Genomic DNA, 15,552 nt, shown 5'->3' on the forward strand with positions numbered 1-15,552 from the left:
AGATGAGTCAGAAAATCAGGATAAAGTTAAAATCTTACGATCACAATTTGGTAGACAAATCTGCCGAGAAAATCGTAAAAACGGTAAAGACTACCGGAGCAGTGGTTACAGGTCCGATTCCGTTGCCAACGCACAAGAAAATATTTACGGTATTGCGTTCACCGCACGTAAATAAAAAATCGAGAGAGCAGTTTCAATTGAGTTCATATAAGAGACTTTTGGATATTTATAGCTCATCGTCAAAAACCATTGACGCATTGATGAAGCTTGAGCTTCCTAGTGGCGTTGAGGTCGAGATAAAAGTATAGGTATTGAGCCACCAAAAAATTTGGTGGTAAGACATGTCCGGAGCTGCGCGCAAAGGAAAAACGGCAACAAAAATAAATTCAGGGTTGAATTATTTTTGACCCTGTTTTTTTGTCATGAATTGTAAGAGTAAGTAGAATTTTTAAGTAATATAAATAAACAGATGATGGGTTTTGGTTTCAAGTTCGAAATCTAAAATCTAAAATCTAAAATCTAAAATCAAATGTCTGGGTTAATAGGAAAAAAAGTAGGCATGACCAGCATCTTTGATGAGAACGGAAAGAATGTTCCGTGTACCGTGATCGAGGCAGGCCCATGCGTAATTACCCAAGTCAGAACCGAAGAGGTGGACGGGTATAGTGCCCTTCAACTTGGTTTCGATGACAAGGCAGAGAAGCGTGCTAACAAGGCTGAATCAGGCCATTTTAAAAAGGCAGGTGCATCTCCTAAAAAGAAGGTCGTCGAGTTCCAAGGTTTTGAAGGAGAGTACAAATTGGGAGATACCGTTGGTGTCGATATGTTTGTAGAAGGTGAATTTGTCGATGTCGTTGGAACATCGAAGGGAAAAGGTTTTCAGGGTGTTGTAAAAAGACACGGTTTTCGAGGTGTGGGCCAGTCAACACACGGGCAGCATAACCGACTACGTGCACCTGGGTCGATTGGTGCAGGTTCAGATCCGTCAAGAGTATTCAAAGGAATGCGAATGGCAGGTCGTATGGGCGGTGAAAGAGTGACCGTTCAAAACCTTAGGTTTTAAAGGTAGTGCCGGAAAAAAATCTTTTAGTAGTAAAAGGTGCAGTACCCGGTCATAAGAATGGGTATGTAACGATTCAAAGGTGGCAATAATGAAGGTAGCAGTTTTAGATATTAAAGGAAAAGAAACAGGTAGAAAGGCAGACCTTTCTGATGCTGTTTTCGCTATAGAGCCGAACGATCATGCCGTTTATTTAGATGTGAAGCAGTACCTGGCCCATCAACGCCAGGGTACCCACAAATCAAAGGAACGAGCTGAAATAGCAGGTAGTACGCGCAAAATTAAGAAACAAAAAGGTACCGGTACAGCACGTGCAGGTAGTATCAAGTCTCCAATTTTCAAGGGGGTGGACGTATTTTTGGACCAAGACCAAAAGATTACACTCAAAAAATTAAACAAGAACTTGAAGCGTTTGGCGCGAAAATCAGCCTTAAGTATCAAGTCGAAAGAGAAGGCGATTTTGGTTGTTGAAGACTTTAATTTCGATACTCCTAAAACGAAAGATTTTGTAGCTGTTTTGAAGTCTTTGGGACTAGAAAACAAAAAATCTTTGTTTGTGTTGGGCGATTCAAATAATGGTGTATATTTGTCTTCGCGTAATTTGGAGCGTTCTGAGGTCATAACTAGCTCAGAAATAAGCACTTACAAAATATTGAATGCAAACAATATTGTATTGCTTGAAGGAGCTCTAGAAGGATTGCAATCGAACTTAACAAAATAGGAAAACCATGAATGTGTTGATAAAGCCGATAATAACCGAAAAGATGACCGCCGATGGCGAGTTGTACAATCGTTATGGTTTCGTGGTCGACCCGCGTGCGAACAAAATTGAGATCAAAGATGCCGTTGAGGCGACTTATGGAGTTTCCGTTAAAAAAGTGCGCACGATGAATTATGGTCCGAGCAGAAAATCGCGGTATACCAAAACCGGTGTGCAACATGGGAAGACCAATGCCATAAAAAAAGCGATCGTTGATGTGGCGGAAGGAGATATTATTGATTTTTACAGTAATCTATAAAGACAACAAATGTCAGTTAGAAAATTAAAACCAGTAACTCCTGGACAGCGTTTTAGAGTCGTAAATGGGTTTGACGCCATTACGACTGATAAGCCGGAGAAGAGCTTGCTCGCTCCGTTAAAAAAGTCCGGAGGTAGAAACAGTCATGGAAAAATGACCATTCGCCAGAAAGGTGGAGGTCATAAAAGAAGGTATCGTGTCATCGATTTCAAGCGTGATAAGCAAGATGTTGCCGCTACCGTTGAATCGATTCAATACGATCCCAACAGAACGGGTTTTATCGCTTTGTTGAAGTATGATGATGGTGAGAAAAGATATATAGTTGCTCAAAACGGTCTTCAAGTAGGCCAAAAAGTATCTTCAGGAACTAGCGCTGCACCCGAGATTGGAAATGCACTTCCTTTAAGTGAAATTCCTTTGGGAACCATTATTTCATGTATTGAATTACGTCCTGGTCAGGGAGCGGTAATGGCAAGAAGTGCAGGTACTTTTGCTCAATTGATGGCGAAAGAAGGTAAGTTCGCAACCGTGAAAATGCCTTCGGGTGAGACAAGATTGATTCTTTCTGGCTGTATGGCTACCATAGGTGCCATATCCAATTCGGATCACCAATTATTGGTCTCCGGTAAGGCCGGTAGAAGCAGGTGGTTAGGTAGAAGGCCAAGAACAAGACCTGTTGCGATGAACCCTGTCGATCACCCAATGGGTGGTGGTGAAGGAAGGGCTTCCGGAGGTCACCCAAGGTCAAGAAACGGTATTCCCGCGAAAGGATATAGAACCCGTTCAAAGACAAAGAGCACGAACAGATATATATTAGAACGTAGAAAGAAATAAAAAGTAGAAAGAAATGGCACGTTCACTAAAAAAAGGACCTTACGTTCACTATAGTCTGGAAAAGAAAATCCAGCAAAATGCATCTTCTGGAAAGAAAAGTGTCATTAAGACATGGTCCAGGGCATCAATGATAACTCCTGATTTTGTGGGGCTTACGATCGCAGTTCATAACGGGAGACAATTTGTGCCTGTTTTCGTAACTGAGAACATGGTCGGGCATAAATTAGGGGAATTTTCTCCAACACGATCTTTCAGAGGTCATGCGGGAGCAAAGAATAAAGGTAAAAAGTAAGCTATGGGAGTTCGAAAAAGACAGATGGCCGAAAGAATCAAGGCTGAAAAACAAAAAATAGCGTTTGCTAAACTTAATAACTGCCCTACTTCTCCGCGAAAAATGCGCTTGGTTGCGGATTTGATTAGAGGCGTACAAGTGGAAAAGGCCTTGGCGATATTGAAATTCGATTCTAAGGAAGCGTCGAGACGATTGGAGAAATTGTTGCTTTCCGCTATTGCCAACTGGCAGGCGAAAAACGAAGACGCGAGTGTTGAGGATGCCGATCTTTTCGTACAAGAAATTCGGGTAGATGGCGGTACCATGCTAAAGAGATTAAGACCTGCACCACAGGGTAGGGCGCACAGAATTAGAAAACGTTCCAATCACGTTACGTTGGTTTTGGGATCTAACAATAATATAGAAAGCTAGAATGGGACAGAAAACAAATCCGATAGGAAATCGTCTAGGAATTATCAGAGGATGGGAATCCAACTGGTACGGTGGAAATGATTACGGCGACAAACTAGCTGAAGATGATAAGATACGCAAGTACATTCATGCCCGATTGGCTAAGGCCAGTGTTTCACGGGTTATTATAGAGCGTACGTTAAAATTGATAACGGTGACCGTAACCACAGCTAGGCCCGGTATCATAATCGGTAAAGGTGGACAGGAAGTCGATAAATTAAAAGAAGAGCTTAAAAAGATTACGGGCAAAGAGGTTCAGATCAACATTTATGAAATCAAAAGGCCTGAGGTAGATGCCAACTTGGTCGCGGCAAGTGTTGCGCGCCAGATCGAGAGTAGAATTTCTTTCAGAAGGGCTATTAAAATGGCGATTGCTGCGGCAATGCGAATGAATGCCGAGGGAATAAAGATTCAGATTTCAGGCCGTTTGAACGGAGCTGAGATGGCGCGTTCAGAGTCGTATAAAGATGGTAGAATACCATTATCGACTTTTCGCGCCGATATTGACTATGCCTTGCATGAAGCTCAGACGACCTATGGTAAACTGGGGATCAAGGTCTGGATTATGAAAGGCGAGGTTTATGGTAAGAGAGAGCTTTCTCCATTGGTGGGTATGACCAAAGGGCAAGGAGGCAAAGGAGACAATAAGCGAGGAGACGGTGGCAGAAAACCACGTCGTAGAAAATAATATAGTAAAGAACTTTAGCAATGTTACAGCCGAAAAGAACCAAGTTTCGTAAAATGCAGAAGGGCCGGATGAAGGGTAACTCCGGAAGAGGTCATTTGCTTTCAAACGGTATGTTTGGTATAAAATCATTGGATTCAGCTTTTTTGACTTCGCGTCAGATCGAAGCTGCCCGTATTGCAGCTACGCGATATATGAAGAGGGAAGGCCAGTTATGGATCAAAGTATTTCCGGACAAGCCCATTACCAAGAAACCCCTTGAAGTACGTATGGGTAAGGGTAAGGGTGCACCGGAATATTTTGTCGCTGTGGTGAAACCGGGTCGGGTTGTATTCGAAATAGCCGGTGTCAATATGGACATTGCAAAAGAAGCATTGCGGCTGGCGGCACAAAAATTGCCGGTCAAAACAAAATTTATAGTTGCCAGGGATTATACTGGTCAAGACTAATCATCGGGAATCATGAAAAATAAGGAAATCAAAGAACTGTCGGTCGAAGAACTTTCTCAAAAGCTTGCTGAATATAAAAAACAGCATGCCGATTTGAAAATGGCACACTTCGTTACCCCTTTGGAGAATCCACTTCAAATCAGAACGGTGAGAAGAACGGTAGCTAGATTGGCAACAGAATTAACAAATAGGGAAAACCAATAACTGGTTCTGCTTTATGGAAGAAAAGAGAAACTTAAGAAAAGAAAGAATTGGGGTCGTTACCAGCGATAAAATGGAAAAATCCATTGTTGTTGCGGAAGTAAAACGTGTGAAGCACCCTATGTACGGTAAGTTCGTTTTGAAAACGAAAAAATACGTCGCGCACGACGAAAAGAACGATTGTAAAGAAGGCGATACGGTCAAGATCATGGAGACCCGTCCGCTTAGCAAAACCAAATGTTGGAGGTTAGTAGAAATCCTAGAAAGAGCTAAATAATTATGTTACAGCAAGAATCAAGGTTAAAGGTAGCGGATAATACGGGGGCAAAAGAAGTTTTGACCATTCGTGTATTGGGTGGAACCAAGAGAAGATATGCCTCTATCGGTGACAAGATAGTAGTAACTGTTAAAGAAGCTACTCCTAACGGTGGAATAAAGAAAGGTGCTGTTTCAACAGCGGTTGTCGTTCGCACGAAGAAAGAAGTGCGAAGGCCTGACGGTTCCTATATTCGATTTGATGATAATGCATGCGTTTTGTTGAACCCGACCGGTGAAATGAGAGGTACCCGTGTATTCGGACCTGTAGCTCGTGAGCTGCGCGATAAGCAGTTCATGAAAATTGTTTCATTGGCCCCAGAGGTACTATAATATATTGAGCAAGATGAAAAAGTTGAAAATCAGAACAGGGGATACGGTACGAATCATTTCCGGAGACCACAAAGGTACCGAAGGTAAGGTAATGCGTGTCGATATTGCAAAGAATAAAGCGATCGTCGAGGGAGCCAATATGGTTTCCAAGCACGAAAAACCCAGTGCCAAAAATCCTCAGGGCGGAATCGTGAAAAAAGAAGCACTTATCCATATTTCGAATCTGTCATTGATCGATTCGAAATCAGGTGACGCCACCCGTGTAGGATTCGAAGTAAGGGACGGCAAAAAAGTTAGAGTTTCGAGAAAATCTAATGAAGTAATATAATTATGGCTTACGTTGCAAGATTGAAGAAAGAATATAAAGAGCGCGTGGTCAATGCGCTGAAGGAAGAATTCGGTTACAAAAACGTAATGGAAGTTCCTAAGTTGGAAAAAATCGTCGTGAGCCGAGGTGTAGGAGCCGCTGTCGCGGATAAAAAGCTTATCGATCACGCAGTCGATGAATTGACTATGATTACCGGACAGAAAGCAATTTCTACCATGTCTAAAAAAGATGTAGCGGCCTTTAAATTGCGTAAGGGAATGCCCATCGGTGCAAAAGTTACCCTTCGTGGCGAAAGAATGTATGAGTTTTTGGATCGATTGGTAACCAGTGCCCTACCAAGGGTTCGTGATTTTCAAGGTATTCGGGCAACAGGATTCGACGGAAGGGGAAATTATAGTCTTGGTGTTACGGAACAGATTATTTTTCCGGAAGTCAACATAGATAAAATCAACCGTATCAATGGTATGGATATCACTTTCGTGACTTCTGCAAGTACCGATAAGGAAGCAAAATCATTATTAACAGAATTAGGGTTACCGTTTAAAAAGAAATAATATGGCTAAAGAATCAATGAAGGCCCGTGAACGAAAAAGGGCGAGAACTGTAGCTAAATATGCCGAGAAGAGAAAGGCTTTGAAAGAGGCCGGTGATTATGAAGCGTTGCAGAAATTGCCAAAGAATGCATCTCCTGTGCGAATGCACAACAGATGTAAGCTTACCGGAAGACCGAAGGGTTACATGAGAACCTTTGGTATTTCAAGGGTAATGTTCAGGAAATGGCCAATAAAGGATTGATTCCAGGAGTAAAAAAAGCCAGCTGGTAGAATAATAACTGGTCTCAGGTTCGGCAATACAGCCGAAAACCGTTACCGAATAAAATAAAAATGGTTACAGATACTATAGCAGATTATTTAACAAGGGTTCGTAATGCAAGTCGTGCAGGCCATAGGGTAGTTGAGATTCCTGCCTCAAGTGTTAAAAAGGAAATAACTAAAATATTGTTCGACCAAGGTTATATTTTAAGTTACAAGTTTGAAGAAGATAAGGTGCAAGATCGAATTAAGATAGCTCTTAAGTACGACAAGGTAACCAAGGAGCCCGTTATAAAGAAATTACAGCGTGTCAGTAAACCAGGATTGCGTAAGTATGCCGGATCTGGCGATTTACCAAGGGTATTGAATGGTCTCGGTATTGCGATTGTCTCAACCTCTCACGGGGTGATGACCAGTAAGCAGGCCAAGAATGAGAATGTTGGTGGCGAGGTTTTGTGCTACGTCTATTAATACAATAAAGCGATAGAAAATGTCTAGAATAGGTAATAATCCGATAGCGATTCCTGATGGTGTGACCATTGATATTAAGGATAACCTGATTACCGTAAAAGGAAATCTTGGTGAGCTTACCCAAGAGTTTTCAGGGGTTTCCATTAAAATCGAAGACGGACAGGCATGGGTGACCAGACCTTCCGATTCAAAGGAACACAAAGCGAAACATGGTCTTTATAGATCTCTGGTTTTGAATATGGTGGAAGGTGTATCCAAAGGATGGACGAAAGAGTTGGAATTGGTAGGTGTAGGATATCGTGCTAGCAATCAAGGTCAGAAATTGGATCTTGCCCTTGGGTTTTCACACAATATCGTATTCGAAATCGCACCCGAGGTCAAAGTGGAAACGACTTCTGAAAAAGGAAAAAACCCTACTATAAAACTGACATCACACGATAAACAGTTAGTGGGTCATATTGCGGCAAAGATCAGGTCTTTCCGTAAACCGGAACCTTACAAAGGAAAAGGTGTCAAATTCGTTGGTGAACAATTAAGAAGAAAAGCTGGTAAGTCGGCTTAACAATAATAGAGTATAGTATTATGAAACTATCCAAGATACAGCGTAAACATAGGATCAGAAGAAGAATCCGTAAAGTTTCTTCCGGAACCGCCGAGCGTCCCAGACTATCTGTTTTCAGGAGCAATAGTGAAATTTACGTTCAAGTAATAGATGATACCGAGGGTAAAACTTTGGCCGCTGTTTCATCTCGAGATAAAGATTTGGCAAAAGTAAAGGGAACCAAGACCGAAGTTGCCGCTGAGGTAGGCAAGGCCATAGCTGAGAAAGCCAAGAAAGCCGGTGTCGATAAGGTAGCTTTTGACAGAGGAGGAAATTTGTATCATGGTAGAGTGAAAGCTTTGGCAGAAGGTGCAAGGGAAGCAGGTTTAAAATTCTAAAATAACAGTATGTACCAGAAATACAAGAACGTAGAAACGGTTAAGCCGGGAGGTTTAGAATTAAAAGATAGATTGGTAGGCGTACAAAGGGTGACAAAGGTTACCAAAGGTGGGCGTGCTTTCGGATTCTCCGCTATTGTAGTAGTGGGTGACGAGAATGGTGTGGTAGGTCATGGTCTTGGTAAATCCAAAGAAGTTGCTACGGCAATCGCCAAGGCGATCGAAGATGCCAAGAAAAACTTGATTCGCATTCCTTTGAACAAGGCGACGCTTCCTCATGAACAAAAAGGGAAGTTCGGTGGAGCACGAGTTTACATTCAACCGGCATCACATGGTACAGGTGTTATTGCAGGTGGAGCGGTAAGAGCCGTATTGGAAGCGGTCGGGGTACAAGATGTACTTTCGAAATCGCAAGGTTCATCGAACCCGCACAACGTTGTAAAAGCTACTTTTGATGCGCTTTTACAGCTTAGGGGGGCTCAGACCATAGCACAGCAAAGAGGAATTTCCTTAGAAAAAGTTTTTAAAGGATAGAACAAAGGTAAATACGAGGTACGAAATACGAAGTACGAAATAAAAAAGTGAAGGCTATAGCTTAAGTACTAACGTCTAAAGACTATCGACAAACGACTGAAAAAAATGGCGAAGATAAAAGTAAAACAGGTAAAAAGTGCTATCAAAAGGCCGCAGAACCAAAAGAGAACCTTGACGGCACTCGGTTTGCGTAAAATTGGCCAAGTAGTCGAGCATGATGATACTCCGAACATTATCGGAATGATTAATAAAGTTAAACATTTGGTTTCTACCGAAGAAGCTTAATATACAAGAAGATTGAGATGAATTTAAATAGTCTAAAACCGGCCGAAGGTTCTGTAAACAGAGATGGCAAAAGAATAGGTCGGGGCCAAGGTTCAGGTAAAGGTGGAACGGCAACCCGAGGACATAAAGGTGCCAAGTCAAGATCCGGTTATTCCAAGAAAATCGGTTTTGAAGGTGGACAGATGCCCTTGCAAAGACGTGTTCCTAAGTTTGGTTTTACGAACATCAACCGAAAGGAATATCAAGGTGTCAATCTTGAAAAATTGCAGGCATTGGTAGATAGCAAAATCGTAAAGGATACCATTACTTTAGATACGCTTGTCGAGAACGGCTTGACTAAAAGAAAAGATTTGGTTAAAATATTGGGAGGTGGAGAATTGAAGGCATCCCTAAAAGTATCCGCACATAAATTTACTGCCACGGCCCAAAAGGCTATTGAAGCTGCTGGTGGCGAGGCGATAAGTTTGTAAGCATACACTATGAAGAAATTTTTCGAGACCATATCGAATATTTGGAAGATTGAAGAACTGAGGAATCGTATAATCATCACCTTGGGTCTTCTTCTCGTCTACCGTTTTGGGTGTCAGATTGTGCTTCCGGGTATTGATTCTACCCAATTATCGCAGTTGGCCTCTAGTACGGACAGTGGAATATTCGGTCTGTTGAACGCTTTTACCGGTGGTGCATTCTCGAATGCATCCATATTTGCGCTTGGCATCATGCCTTATATTTCGGCCTCGATTGTAGTGCAGTTGATGAGCATTGCAATTCCCTATTTGCAAAAACTGGATAAAGAAGGGGAGAGTGGTAGAAAGACCAAAAACCAAATAACACGGTGGTTGACCATTGGTATCTGTATCGTACAGGCACCGGCATATCTTTACAGTTTAGGAACCATGTTCGGTGTACCCGACAGTGCTTTTATTTTAGGAAAAGGTCTAGACTTTATGGTTCCCGCAGTAATTATATTGGTCACAGGCTGTGTGTTCGCGATGTGGTTAGGTGAAAAGATTACGGATAAAGGAATTGGAAACGGTATCTCATTGTTGATAATGATCGGTATCATCGCTACAATGCCCCAATCTTTTGTTCAAGAATTTGTTTCAAGAACAGCAAATAATAATGGCGGCCTGATGTTTGTTTTGATAGAGGTTATCATTTGGTTCTTGGTCATCCTGGCCTGTGTATTGTTAGTCATGGCGACACGTCAAATACCAGTTCAATATGCAAGAAGAACCGCTTCTGGTGGTTACGAAAAAAATATAATGGGGTCAAGGCAATATATTCCTTTGAAGTTGAACGCTTCCGGAGTAATGCCTATTATTTTTGCGCAAGCGATTATGTTCGTTCCCGGTTTGATAGGAGGGGCGTTTGATGATACGGCTGCTGGGCAATGGATACAGGTAAATTTTGCCGATATGTTCGGATGGGCCTATAATATTTTGTTCGCGTTCTTGATTATCGTATTTACCTTTTTCTATACGGCAATTACTGTACCCACCAACAAGATGGCTGATGATTTGAAAAGAAGTGGTGGTTTTATTCCTGGAATACGTCCCGGTAAGGAAACAGGTGATTTCTTGGACAAGATAATGTCTTTGATAACACTTCCGGGGTCTATTTTCTTGGCGTTGTTGGCGGTATTTCCTGCCTTTGTAGTAAAGCTGATGGATGTACAGGCTGGATGGGCTTTATTTTATGGAGGCACCTCGCTTCTGATTATGGTAGGTGTTGCCATAGACACGGTACAACAGGTAAATTCATATTTGTTGAACAGGCATTATGACGGCTTGATGAAAACAGGTAAAAATAGAAAAGTAGCATAGATTATGGCTAAACAGGCGGCAATAGAGCAGGACGGATCCATAATCGAAGCATTGTCCAACGCGATGTTTCGAGTTGAGTTGGAGAACGGTCATGTAGTAACGGCACACATCTCGGGAAAAATGCGCATGCATTATATAAAATTACTTCCGGGTGATAAAGTAAAATTGGAAATGAGTCCGTACGACTTGACCAAAGCAAGAATTACGTATAGATATTAAGATAGCAAGATGAAAGTAAGAGCATCAGTTAAGAAGAGAAGTGCCGAGTGCAAGATTGTACGTCGAAAGGGCAGGTTGTATGTAATCAACAAAAAGAATCCTAGATTTAAACAAAGACAAGGGTAATTATGGCAAGAATTGCAGGTATAGACATACCAAAACAAAAACGAGGGGTAATTGCACTTACCTATATTTTTGGAATCGGTAAAAGCAGGGCCAAAGAGATTTTGGAAAAGGCGCAAGTGAGCGAAGACACTAAAGTTTCCGATTGGAACGACGATGAGATTGGACGTATTAGGGAGGCTGCCTCTTCATATACTATCGAAGGTGAGTTGCGTTCTGAGACCCAATTGAACATCAAACGTTTGATGGATATCGGATGTTATCGAGGAATTCGGCACAGATCCGGTTTGCCATTGCGCGGTCAGCGTACCAAGAACAACTCTAGGACACGAAAAGGAAAAAGAAAAACTGTTGCCAATAAGAAAAAGGCGACTAAATAATAAGTAGGGTATTATGGCAAAGGCAAGTACTAAGACCGCTAAGAAAAGAAAAGTTATCGTCGACTCCGTTGGCGAGGCACATGTTACCGCATCTTTCAATAATATAATTATATCGCTTACGAACAAGAAAGGAGATGTAATCTCATGGTCGTCTGCTGGAAAAATGGGCTTTCGAGGTTCAAAAAAGAATACACCCTACGCTGCCCAAGTTGCTGCCGAAGATTGTTGTAAGGTAGCTCATGAAGCAGGTTTGCGCAAGGTAAAGGTCTACGTCAAAGGTCCTGGTAACGGTAGAGAATCAGCCATTAGGTCGATTCACAATGCCGGTATCGAGGTAACCGAGATTATCGATGTAACACCAATGCCGCACAATGGTTGCCGACCTCCTAAAAGAAGAAGAGTTTAATCAATTTCACTAAATATTTCATCGAAGTGTAGAGAACGATTATCGAAGGATAAGCCTTAATTCATAATCACACTTCAAACTAAAAGAAAATGGCAAGATATACAGGACCCAAAAGTAAGATCGCCCGTAAATTCGGTGAAGCGATTTTCGGAGACGATAAGTCGTTCGAAAAGAAAAATTACCCTCCGGGGATGCACGGACAGAATAGGCGCCGTGGGAAAAAATCAGAATATTCCGTTCAATTGATGGAGAAACAAAAGGCAAAATATACCTATGGTATATTGGAACGCCAGTTTCGTAACATTTTTGCCAATGCCAAAAGAAAAAGAAGGCGTTACTGGTGAAATTTTACTTCAATTATGCGAATCGCGTTTGGACAACGTGGTGTACCGAATGGGAATCTCAAGTTCTAGAAGAGGTGCAAGACAATTGGTTTCGCACAGACACATTACAGTAAACGGTGAGTTGGTAAACATACCATCGTATTCCTTAAAACCTGGTGATGTAGTCGGGGTACGCGAAAAGTCAAAGTCGTTGCAAACCATTAATGATGCACTTTCTGCGAACAGCAGCGTTTACGAATGGATGACATGGAACTCTGAAAAAATGGAAGGTACCTTCGTTGCGGTGCCCGAAAGAATGCAGATTCCAGAAAATATCAAAGAACAATTAATAGTCGAGCTTTACTCTAAATAACCAAGAACACTAATTCATATGGCATTATTTAATTTTCAGAAACCCGATAAAGTAATAATGATCGATTCCTCAGATTTCGAAGGGAAGTTTGAATTCCGCCCTTTGGAGCCTGGTTATGGATTAACTGTTGGGAACGCATTAAGAAGGGTATTGCTTTCTTCCTTGGAAGGTCATGCCATTACATCGGTACGAATAGATGGTGTGGAGCACGAGTTTTCAGTGATTCCAGGTGTTGTTGAGGATGTTACCGAAATTATACTGAATTTAAAGCAAGTACGCTTTAAAAAACAGATTGACGATTCAGAGGTCGAGGTCGTTTCTATTTCCGTTAGCGGAAAGAATCAATTGACTGCTGGCGATTTTCAAAAGTTTATCTCGGGATATCAGGTTTTGAACCCTGATTTGGTAATCTGTAATATGGATTCCAAAGTGAGCATCAATATGGAAATCGTTATAGACAAAGGTAGGGGCTATGTTCCTGCTGAGGAGAATAAGAAATCGGGTACCGCTTTGGGAACTATTGCCATCGATTCTATTTTTACGCCCATTAAAAATGTAAAATACAGTATCGAAAACTTTCGTGTAGAGCAAAAGACCGATTATGAGAAATTGGTTTTCGAAATCGTAACTGATGGTTCTATCCATCCAAAGGATGCACTTACAGAAGGTGCCAAGGTCTTGATACATCACTTCATGTTGTTCTCCGATGAGCGTATCACTTTGGAGGCCGACGAAATCGCACAGACCGAGACCTATGATGAGGAGTCATTGCACATGCGACAATTGTTGAAAACGAAATTGGTCGATATGGATTTATCGGTACGTGCCTTGAATTGTTTGAAGGCTGCGGAGGTAGATACATTGGGTGATTTGGTTTCCTTCAACAAAAACGATTTGATGAAGTTCAGGAATTTCGGAAAGAAATCATTGACCGAATTGGAAGAATTGGTCATCAACAAAGGCTTGAGCTTTGGAATGGATCTTTCAAAGTACAAATTAGATAAAGACTAAGTAATCATATTTTGCTCTCCGCAAATTGACGGATTTGGTAGCAAGATGATAAATAAATAAAAATGAGACACGGTAAAAAAATCAATCACTTAGGCAGAAAAACGGCGCATAGAAAAGCGATGTTGGCCAATATGGCCTGTTCCCTAATTGAACATAAGCGTATAAATACTACGGTGGCAAAGGCGAAGGCCTTGAAACAATTTGTAGAGCCCTTGATTACAAAATCAAAGGCGGAGAACAACTTGACCGTTGAAAAAGGTACGCACAATAGAAGAATCGTTTTCAAAAACCTTCGTGACAAGTACGCCGTAACCGAGTTGTTCAGTACCGTCGCAGAGAAGGTAGCCGACCGACCTGGAGGGTACACACGTATCATTAAGTTGGGTAGCCGTCTGGGTGACAACGCAGATATGGCCATGATCGAGCTTGTTGACTTCAACGAACTCTACAACGCAGGTAGGCCCAAGAAAAAGTCTACCAGAAGAAGTAGAAGAGGTGGCGGATCAAAAACTGAGATACCACCGGTGCCAGTAGAAGCCCAAAAGGCGGATACTCAAGGCGAGGCAGAAACTAAGGCTGACGATTCAGAAGAGTAGTATGATATTATTTTTCAATAATTTAAAAGGATAAACTCAACAGTTTATCCTTTTTTTATGTTTTTTTGTGTAACTAAATTTTAAGATAGTATGAAGTATCAGACAAGAAAAAAGGCATTAATACTATTAGCGGATGGAACCATCTTTCATGGTAAGGCCGTAAGGGACAAAGATGGAACAGCTTTTGGCGAGGTTTGTTTCAATACCGGTATGACAGGGTATCAAGAGATTTTTACCGACCCGTCTTATTTTGGTCAGCTCATGGTTACGACCAATGCCCACATCGGAAATTATGGCACTAATGAAGATGAGGTCGAATCGGAATCGGTAAAAATTGCAGGACTCATTTGTAGAAATTTCAGTTATACCTATTCGCGACCTGATGCCGATGCAAGTCTTGAGGAATTTTTGGATAAGAATAATCTCTTTGCCATTTCCGATGTCGATACTAGGGCTCTTGTCAGCTATATTCGTGACAATGGCGCAATGAATGCAGTTATCTCCACCGACGTTGATAATGTTATAGGATTAAAAGAAGAACTGGCCAAAGTACCAAGTATGAAAGGTTTGGAACTCGCCTCGAAAGTGAGTACCCAAGAACCGTATTTTTATGGGGAGGAAAACGCAACATTCAAGATTGCCGCCTTGGATATCGGTATCAAAAAGAACATTCTTAGAAATTTGGAAAAAAGGGATGCCTATATAAAAGTGTTCCCCTACAATGCCTCTTTTGAAGAAATGGCCGGGTGGAATCCGGATGCGTACTTCATATCGAACGGCCCCGGGGATCCCGAGCCGCTGAACGATGCTATCGAAACTGCAAAACAGATTATCGCAAGTGACAAACCGCTCTTCGGTATTTGTCTAGGACATCAGGTTATTGCCTTGGCCAATGGGGTATCTACCTATAAAATGCACAATGGGCATAGAGGAATCAACCACCCTATAATGAACCTTTTGACCGGTAAAGGAGAAATTACCTCGCAAAATCATGGTTTCGCTATCAATAGGGAAGAAACAGAGACCAATCCAAACTTAGAAATAACCCACGTTCACCTGAATGATAAAACGGTTGCAGGCATACGAATGAAAGACAAAAATGTATTTTCGGTGCAGTATCATCCTGAGGCCAGTCCTGGGCCACATGATGCCGATTATCTTTTTGATCAGTTTTTTGAGATGATAAAATCGGTTCCTCAAACCTAATGTCCGTTGTTTAAGAATATGTTATTTCCTCGGTAATATGAGACGACCTTTGCCCAATTGCAAAGGTCGTTTTGTATATTTG

At 41.7% G+C, this 15,552-nt stretch carries 27 protein-coding genes and 3 pseudogenes; all 30 read left to right on the plus strand.

The genetic code is table 11. The features are described 5' to 3' along the window. The first annotated feature begins 2 nt into the window (after positions 1-2). The 30 genes and pseudogenes from rpsJ (at position 3) to carA (ending at position 15,470) form a co-directional block, all read left to right on the plus strand. Entirely contained in the window at positions 3-308 is a 306-nt protein-coding gene (rpsJ, locus tag N8A86_RS13900; RefSeq protein WP_007094989.1) for a 30S ribosomal protein S10, read from the plus strand. 221 nt (positions 309-529) lie between these two features. Next, positions 530-1,152: pseudogene (gene rplC / locus N8A86_RS13905) on the plus strand (50S ribosomal protein L3). Further along, positions 1,152-1,781, plus strand: coding sequence for a 50S ribosomal protein L4 (gene rplD / locus N8A86_RS13910; protein ID WP_273565940.1), 630 nt, complete (start codon positions 1,152-1,154; stop codon positions 1,779-1,781). The pseudogene rplC and the gene rplD overlap by 1 nt, the downstream one beginning before the upstream one ends. Before the next feature lie 7 nt (positions 1,782-1,788). Continuing rightward, positions 1,789-2,079 (plus strand): 50S ribosomal protein L23, encoded by a 291-nt coding sequence (gene rplW / locus N8A86_RS13915; protein WP_273565941.1) that lies wholly within the window; start codon positions 1,789-1,791, stop codon positions 2,077-2,079. A 9-nt stretch (positions 2,080-2,088) separates the two neighbouring features. After that, positions 2,089-2,913: a 50S ribosomal protein L2 gene (rplB, locus tag N8A86_RS13920; protein WP_273565942.1), complete on the plus strand. Its 825-nt coding sequence runs from the start codon at positions 2,089-2,091 to the stop codon at positions 2,911-2,913. Between the two features lie 13 nt (positions 2,914-2,926). Continuing rightward, positions 2,927-3,205, plus strand: coding sequence for a 30S ribosomal protein S19 (rpsS, locus tag N8A86_RS13925; protein WP_138656055.1), 279 nt, complete (start codon positions 2,927-2,929; stop codon positions 3,203-3,205). A 3-nt stretch (positions 3,206-3,208) separates the two neighbouring features. Continuing rightward, complete coding sequence (gene rplV / locus N8A86_RS13930; RefSeq protein WP_273565943.1) at positions 3,209-3,616, plus strand: 50S ribosomal protein L22; 408 nt, start codon at positions 3,209-3,211, stop codon at positions 3,614-3,616. A gap of 1 nt (position 3,617) precedes the next feature. Next, positions 3,618-4,343 (plus strand): 30S ribosomal protein S3, encoded by a 726-nt coding sequence (gene rpsC / locus N8A86_RS13935; RefSeq protein WP_273565944.1) that lies wholly within the window; start codon positions 3,618-3,620, stop codon positions 4,341-4,343. 20 nt (positions 4,344-4,363) lie between these two features. Then, positions 4,364-4,789, plus strand: coding sequence for a 50S ribosomal protein L16 (gene rplP / locus N8A86_RS13940; RefSeq protein ID WP_273565945.1), 426 nt, complete (start codon positions 4,364-4,366; stop codon positions 4,787-4,789). A gap of 12 nt (positions 4,790-4,801) precedes the next feature. After that, positions 4,802-4,993, plus strand: coding sequence for a 50S ribosomal protein L29 (gene rpmC, locus N8A86_RS13945; RefSeq protein WP_273565946.1), 192 nt, complete (start codon positions 4,802-4,804; stop codon positions 4,991-4,993). A 13-nt stretch (positions 4,994-5,006) separates the two neighbouring features. Beyond that, positions 5,007-5,267, plus strand: coding sequence for a 30S ribosomal protein S17 (gene rpsQ / locus N8A86_RS13950; protein WP_273565947.1), 261 nt, complete (start codon positions 5,007-5,009; stop codon positions 5,265-5,267). Positions 5,268-5,269: 2 nt separating this feature from the next. Continuing rightward, positions 5,270-5,638, plus strand: coding sequence for a 50S ribosomal protein L14 (gene rplN, locus N8A86_RS13955; RefSeq protein ID WP_013993867.1), 369 nt, complete (start codon positions 5,270-5,272; stop codon positions 5,636-5,638). Positions 5,639-5,651: 13 nt separating this feature from the next. Further along, positions 5,652-5,966, plus strand: coding sequence for a 50S ribosomal protein L24 (rplX, locus tag N8A86_RS13960; protein WP_273565948.1), 315 nt, complete (start codon positions 5,652-5,654; stop codon positions 5,964-5,966). A 2-nt stretch (positions 5,967-5,968) separates the two neighbouring features. After that, the gene (gene rplE, locus N8A86_RS13965) at positions 5,969-6,520 is read left to right on the plus strand and encodes a 50S ribosomal protein L5 (protein ID WP_273565949.1); all 552 of its coding nucleotides are present in this window, start codon (positions 5,969-5,971) and stop codon (positions 6,518-6,520) included. A 1-nt stretch (position 6,521) separates the two neighbouring features. Continuing rightward, positions 6,522-6,790 (plus strand): annotated as a pseudogene (rpsN, locus tag N8A86_RS13970) (30S ribosomal protein S14). A gap of 60 nt (positions 6,791-6,850) precedes the next feature. Further along, a complete protein-coding gene (rpsH, locus tag N8A86_RS13975) occupies positions 6,851-7,249 on the plus strand; it encodes a 30S ribosomal protein S8 (protein ID WP_273565950.1) in 399 nt (132 codons plus the stop codon). Between the two features lie 19 nt (positions 7,250-7,268). After that, positions 7,269-7,811 carry a 50S ribosomal protein L6 gene (gene rplF / locus N8A86_RS13980; protein WP_273565951.1) on the plus strand — a complete coding sequence of 181 codons (543 nt, stop codon included), beginning with the start codon at positions 7,269-7,271 and terminating at the stop codon, positions 7,809-7,811. Positions 7,812-7,831: 20 nt separating this feature from the next. Continuing rightward, positions 7,832-8,188 (plus strand): 50S ribosomal protein L18, encoded by a 357-nt coding sequence (gene rplR / locus N8A86_RS13985; protein WP_273565952.1) that lies wholly within the window; start codon positions 7,832-7,834, stop codon positions 8,186-8,188. Between the two features lie 9 nt (positions 8,189-8,197). Then, positions 8,198-8,722: a 30S ribosomal protein S5 gene (gene rpsE, locus N8A86_RS13990; RefSeq protein WP_273565953.1), complete on the plus strand. Its 525-nt coding sequence runs from the start codon at positions 8,198-8,200 to the stop codon at positions 8,720-8,722. A gap of 105 nt (positions 8,723-8,827) precedes the next feature. Then, positions 8,828-9,007: a 50S ribosomal protein L30 gene (gene rpmD / locus N8A86_RS13995; protein ID WP_273565954.1), complete on the plus strand. Its 180-nt coding sequence runs from the start codon at positions 8,828-8,830 to the stop codon at positions 9,005-9,007. A 17-nt stretch (positions 9,008-9,024) separates the two neighbouring features. Beyond that, a complete protein-coding gene (gene rplO / locus N8A86_RS14000; protein ID WP_273565955.1) occupies positions 9,025-9,477 on the plus strand; it encodes a 50S ribosomal protein L15 in 453 nt (150 codons plus the stop codon). A 9-nt stretch (positions 9,478-9,486) separates the two neighbouring features. Beyond that, on the plus strand, positions 9,487-10,833 hold the full coding sequence (secY, locus tag N8A86_RS14005; protein ID WP_273565956.1) for a preprotein translocase subunit SecY: 1,347 nt from the start codon (positions 9,487-9,489) through the stop codon (positions 10,831-10,833). Between the two features lie 3 nt (positions 10,834-10,836). Further along, positions 10,837-11,052, plus strand: a complete 216-nt coding sequence (gene infA / locus N8A86_RS14010; RefSeq protein ID WP_013305172.1) for a translation initiation factor IF-1 — start codon at positions 10,837-10,839, stop codon at positions 11,050-11,052. Positions 11,053-11,061: 9 nt separating this feature from the next. Next, the gene (gene ykgO, locus N8A86_RS14015; protein ID WP_073370549.1) at positions 11,062-11,178 is read left to right on the plus strand and encodes a type B 50S ribosomal protein L36; all 117 of its coding nucleotides are present in this window, start codon (positions 11,062-11,064) and stop codon (positions 11,176-11,178) included. A gap of 2 nt (positions 11,179-11,180) precedes the next feature. Continuing rightward, positions 11,181-11,555, plus strand: coding sequence for a 30S ribosomal protein S13 (gene rpsM, locus N8A86_RS14020; protein WP_273565957.1), 375 nt, complete (start codon positions 11,181-11,183; stop codon positions 11,553-11,555). Positions 11,556-11,568: 13 nt separating this feature from the next. Next, positions 11,569-11,961 carry a 30S ribosomal protein S11 gene (gene rpsK / locus N8A86_RS14025; RefSeq protein ID WP_273565958.1) on the plus strand — a complete coding sequence of 131 codons (393 nt, stop codon included), beginning with the start codon at positions 11,569-11,571 and terminating at the stop codon, positions 11,959-11,961. 89 nt (positions 11,962-12,050) lie between these two features. After that, positions 12,051-12,657 (plus strand): annotated as a pseudogene (rpsD, locus tag N8A86_RS14030) (30S ribosomal protein S4). 18 nt (positions 12,658-12,675) lie between these two features. Next, complete coding sequence (locus N8A86_RS14035) at positions 12,676-13,668, plus strand: DNA-directed RNA polymerase subunit alpha (protein WP_273565959.1); 993 nt, start codon at positions 12,676-12,678, stop codon at positions 13,666-13,668. A 62-nt stretch (positions 13,669-13,730) separates the two neighbouring features. Continuing rightward, the gene (rplQ, locus tag N8A86_RS14040) at positions 13,731-14,264 is read left to right on the plus strand and encodes a 50S ribosomal protein L17 (protein WP_273565960.1); all 534 of its coding nucleotides are present in this window, start codon (positions 13,731-13,733) and stop codon (positions 14,262-14,264) included. A gap of 90 nt (positions 14,265-14,354) precedes the next feature. After that, on the plus strand, positions 14,355-15,470 hold the full coding sequence (gene carA / locus N8A86_RS14045) for a glutamine-hydrolyzing carbamoyl-phosphate synthase small subunit (RefSeq protein WP_273565961.1): 1,116 nt from the start codon (positions 14,355-14,357) through the stop codon (positions 15,468-15,470). Positions 15,471-15,552: the final 82 nt, after the last annotated feature.

This window comes from Maribacter halichondriae (genome assembly GCF_027474825.1).
GTDB lineage: Bacteria > Bacteroidota > Bacteroidia > Flavobacteriales > Flavobacteriaceae > Meishania > Meishania halichondriae.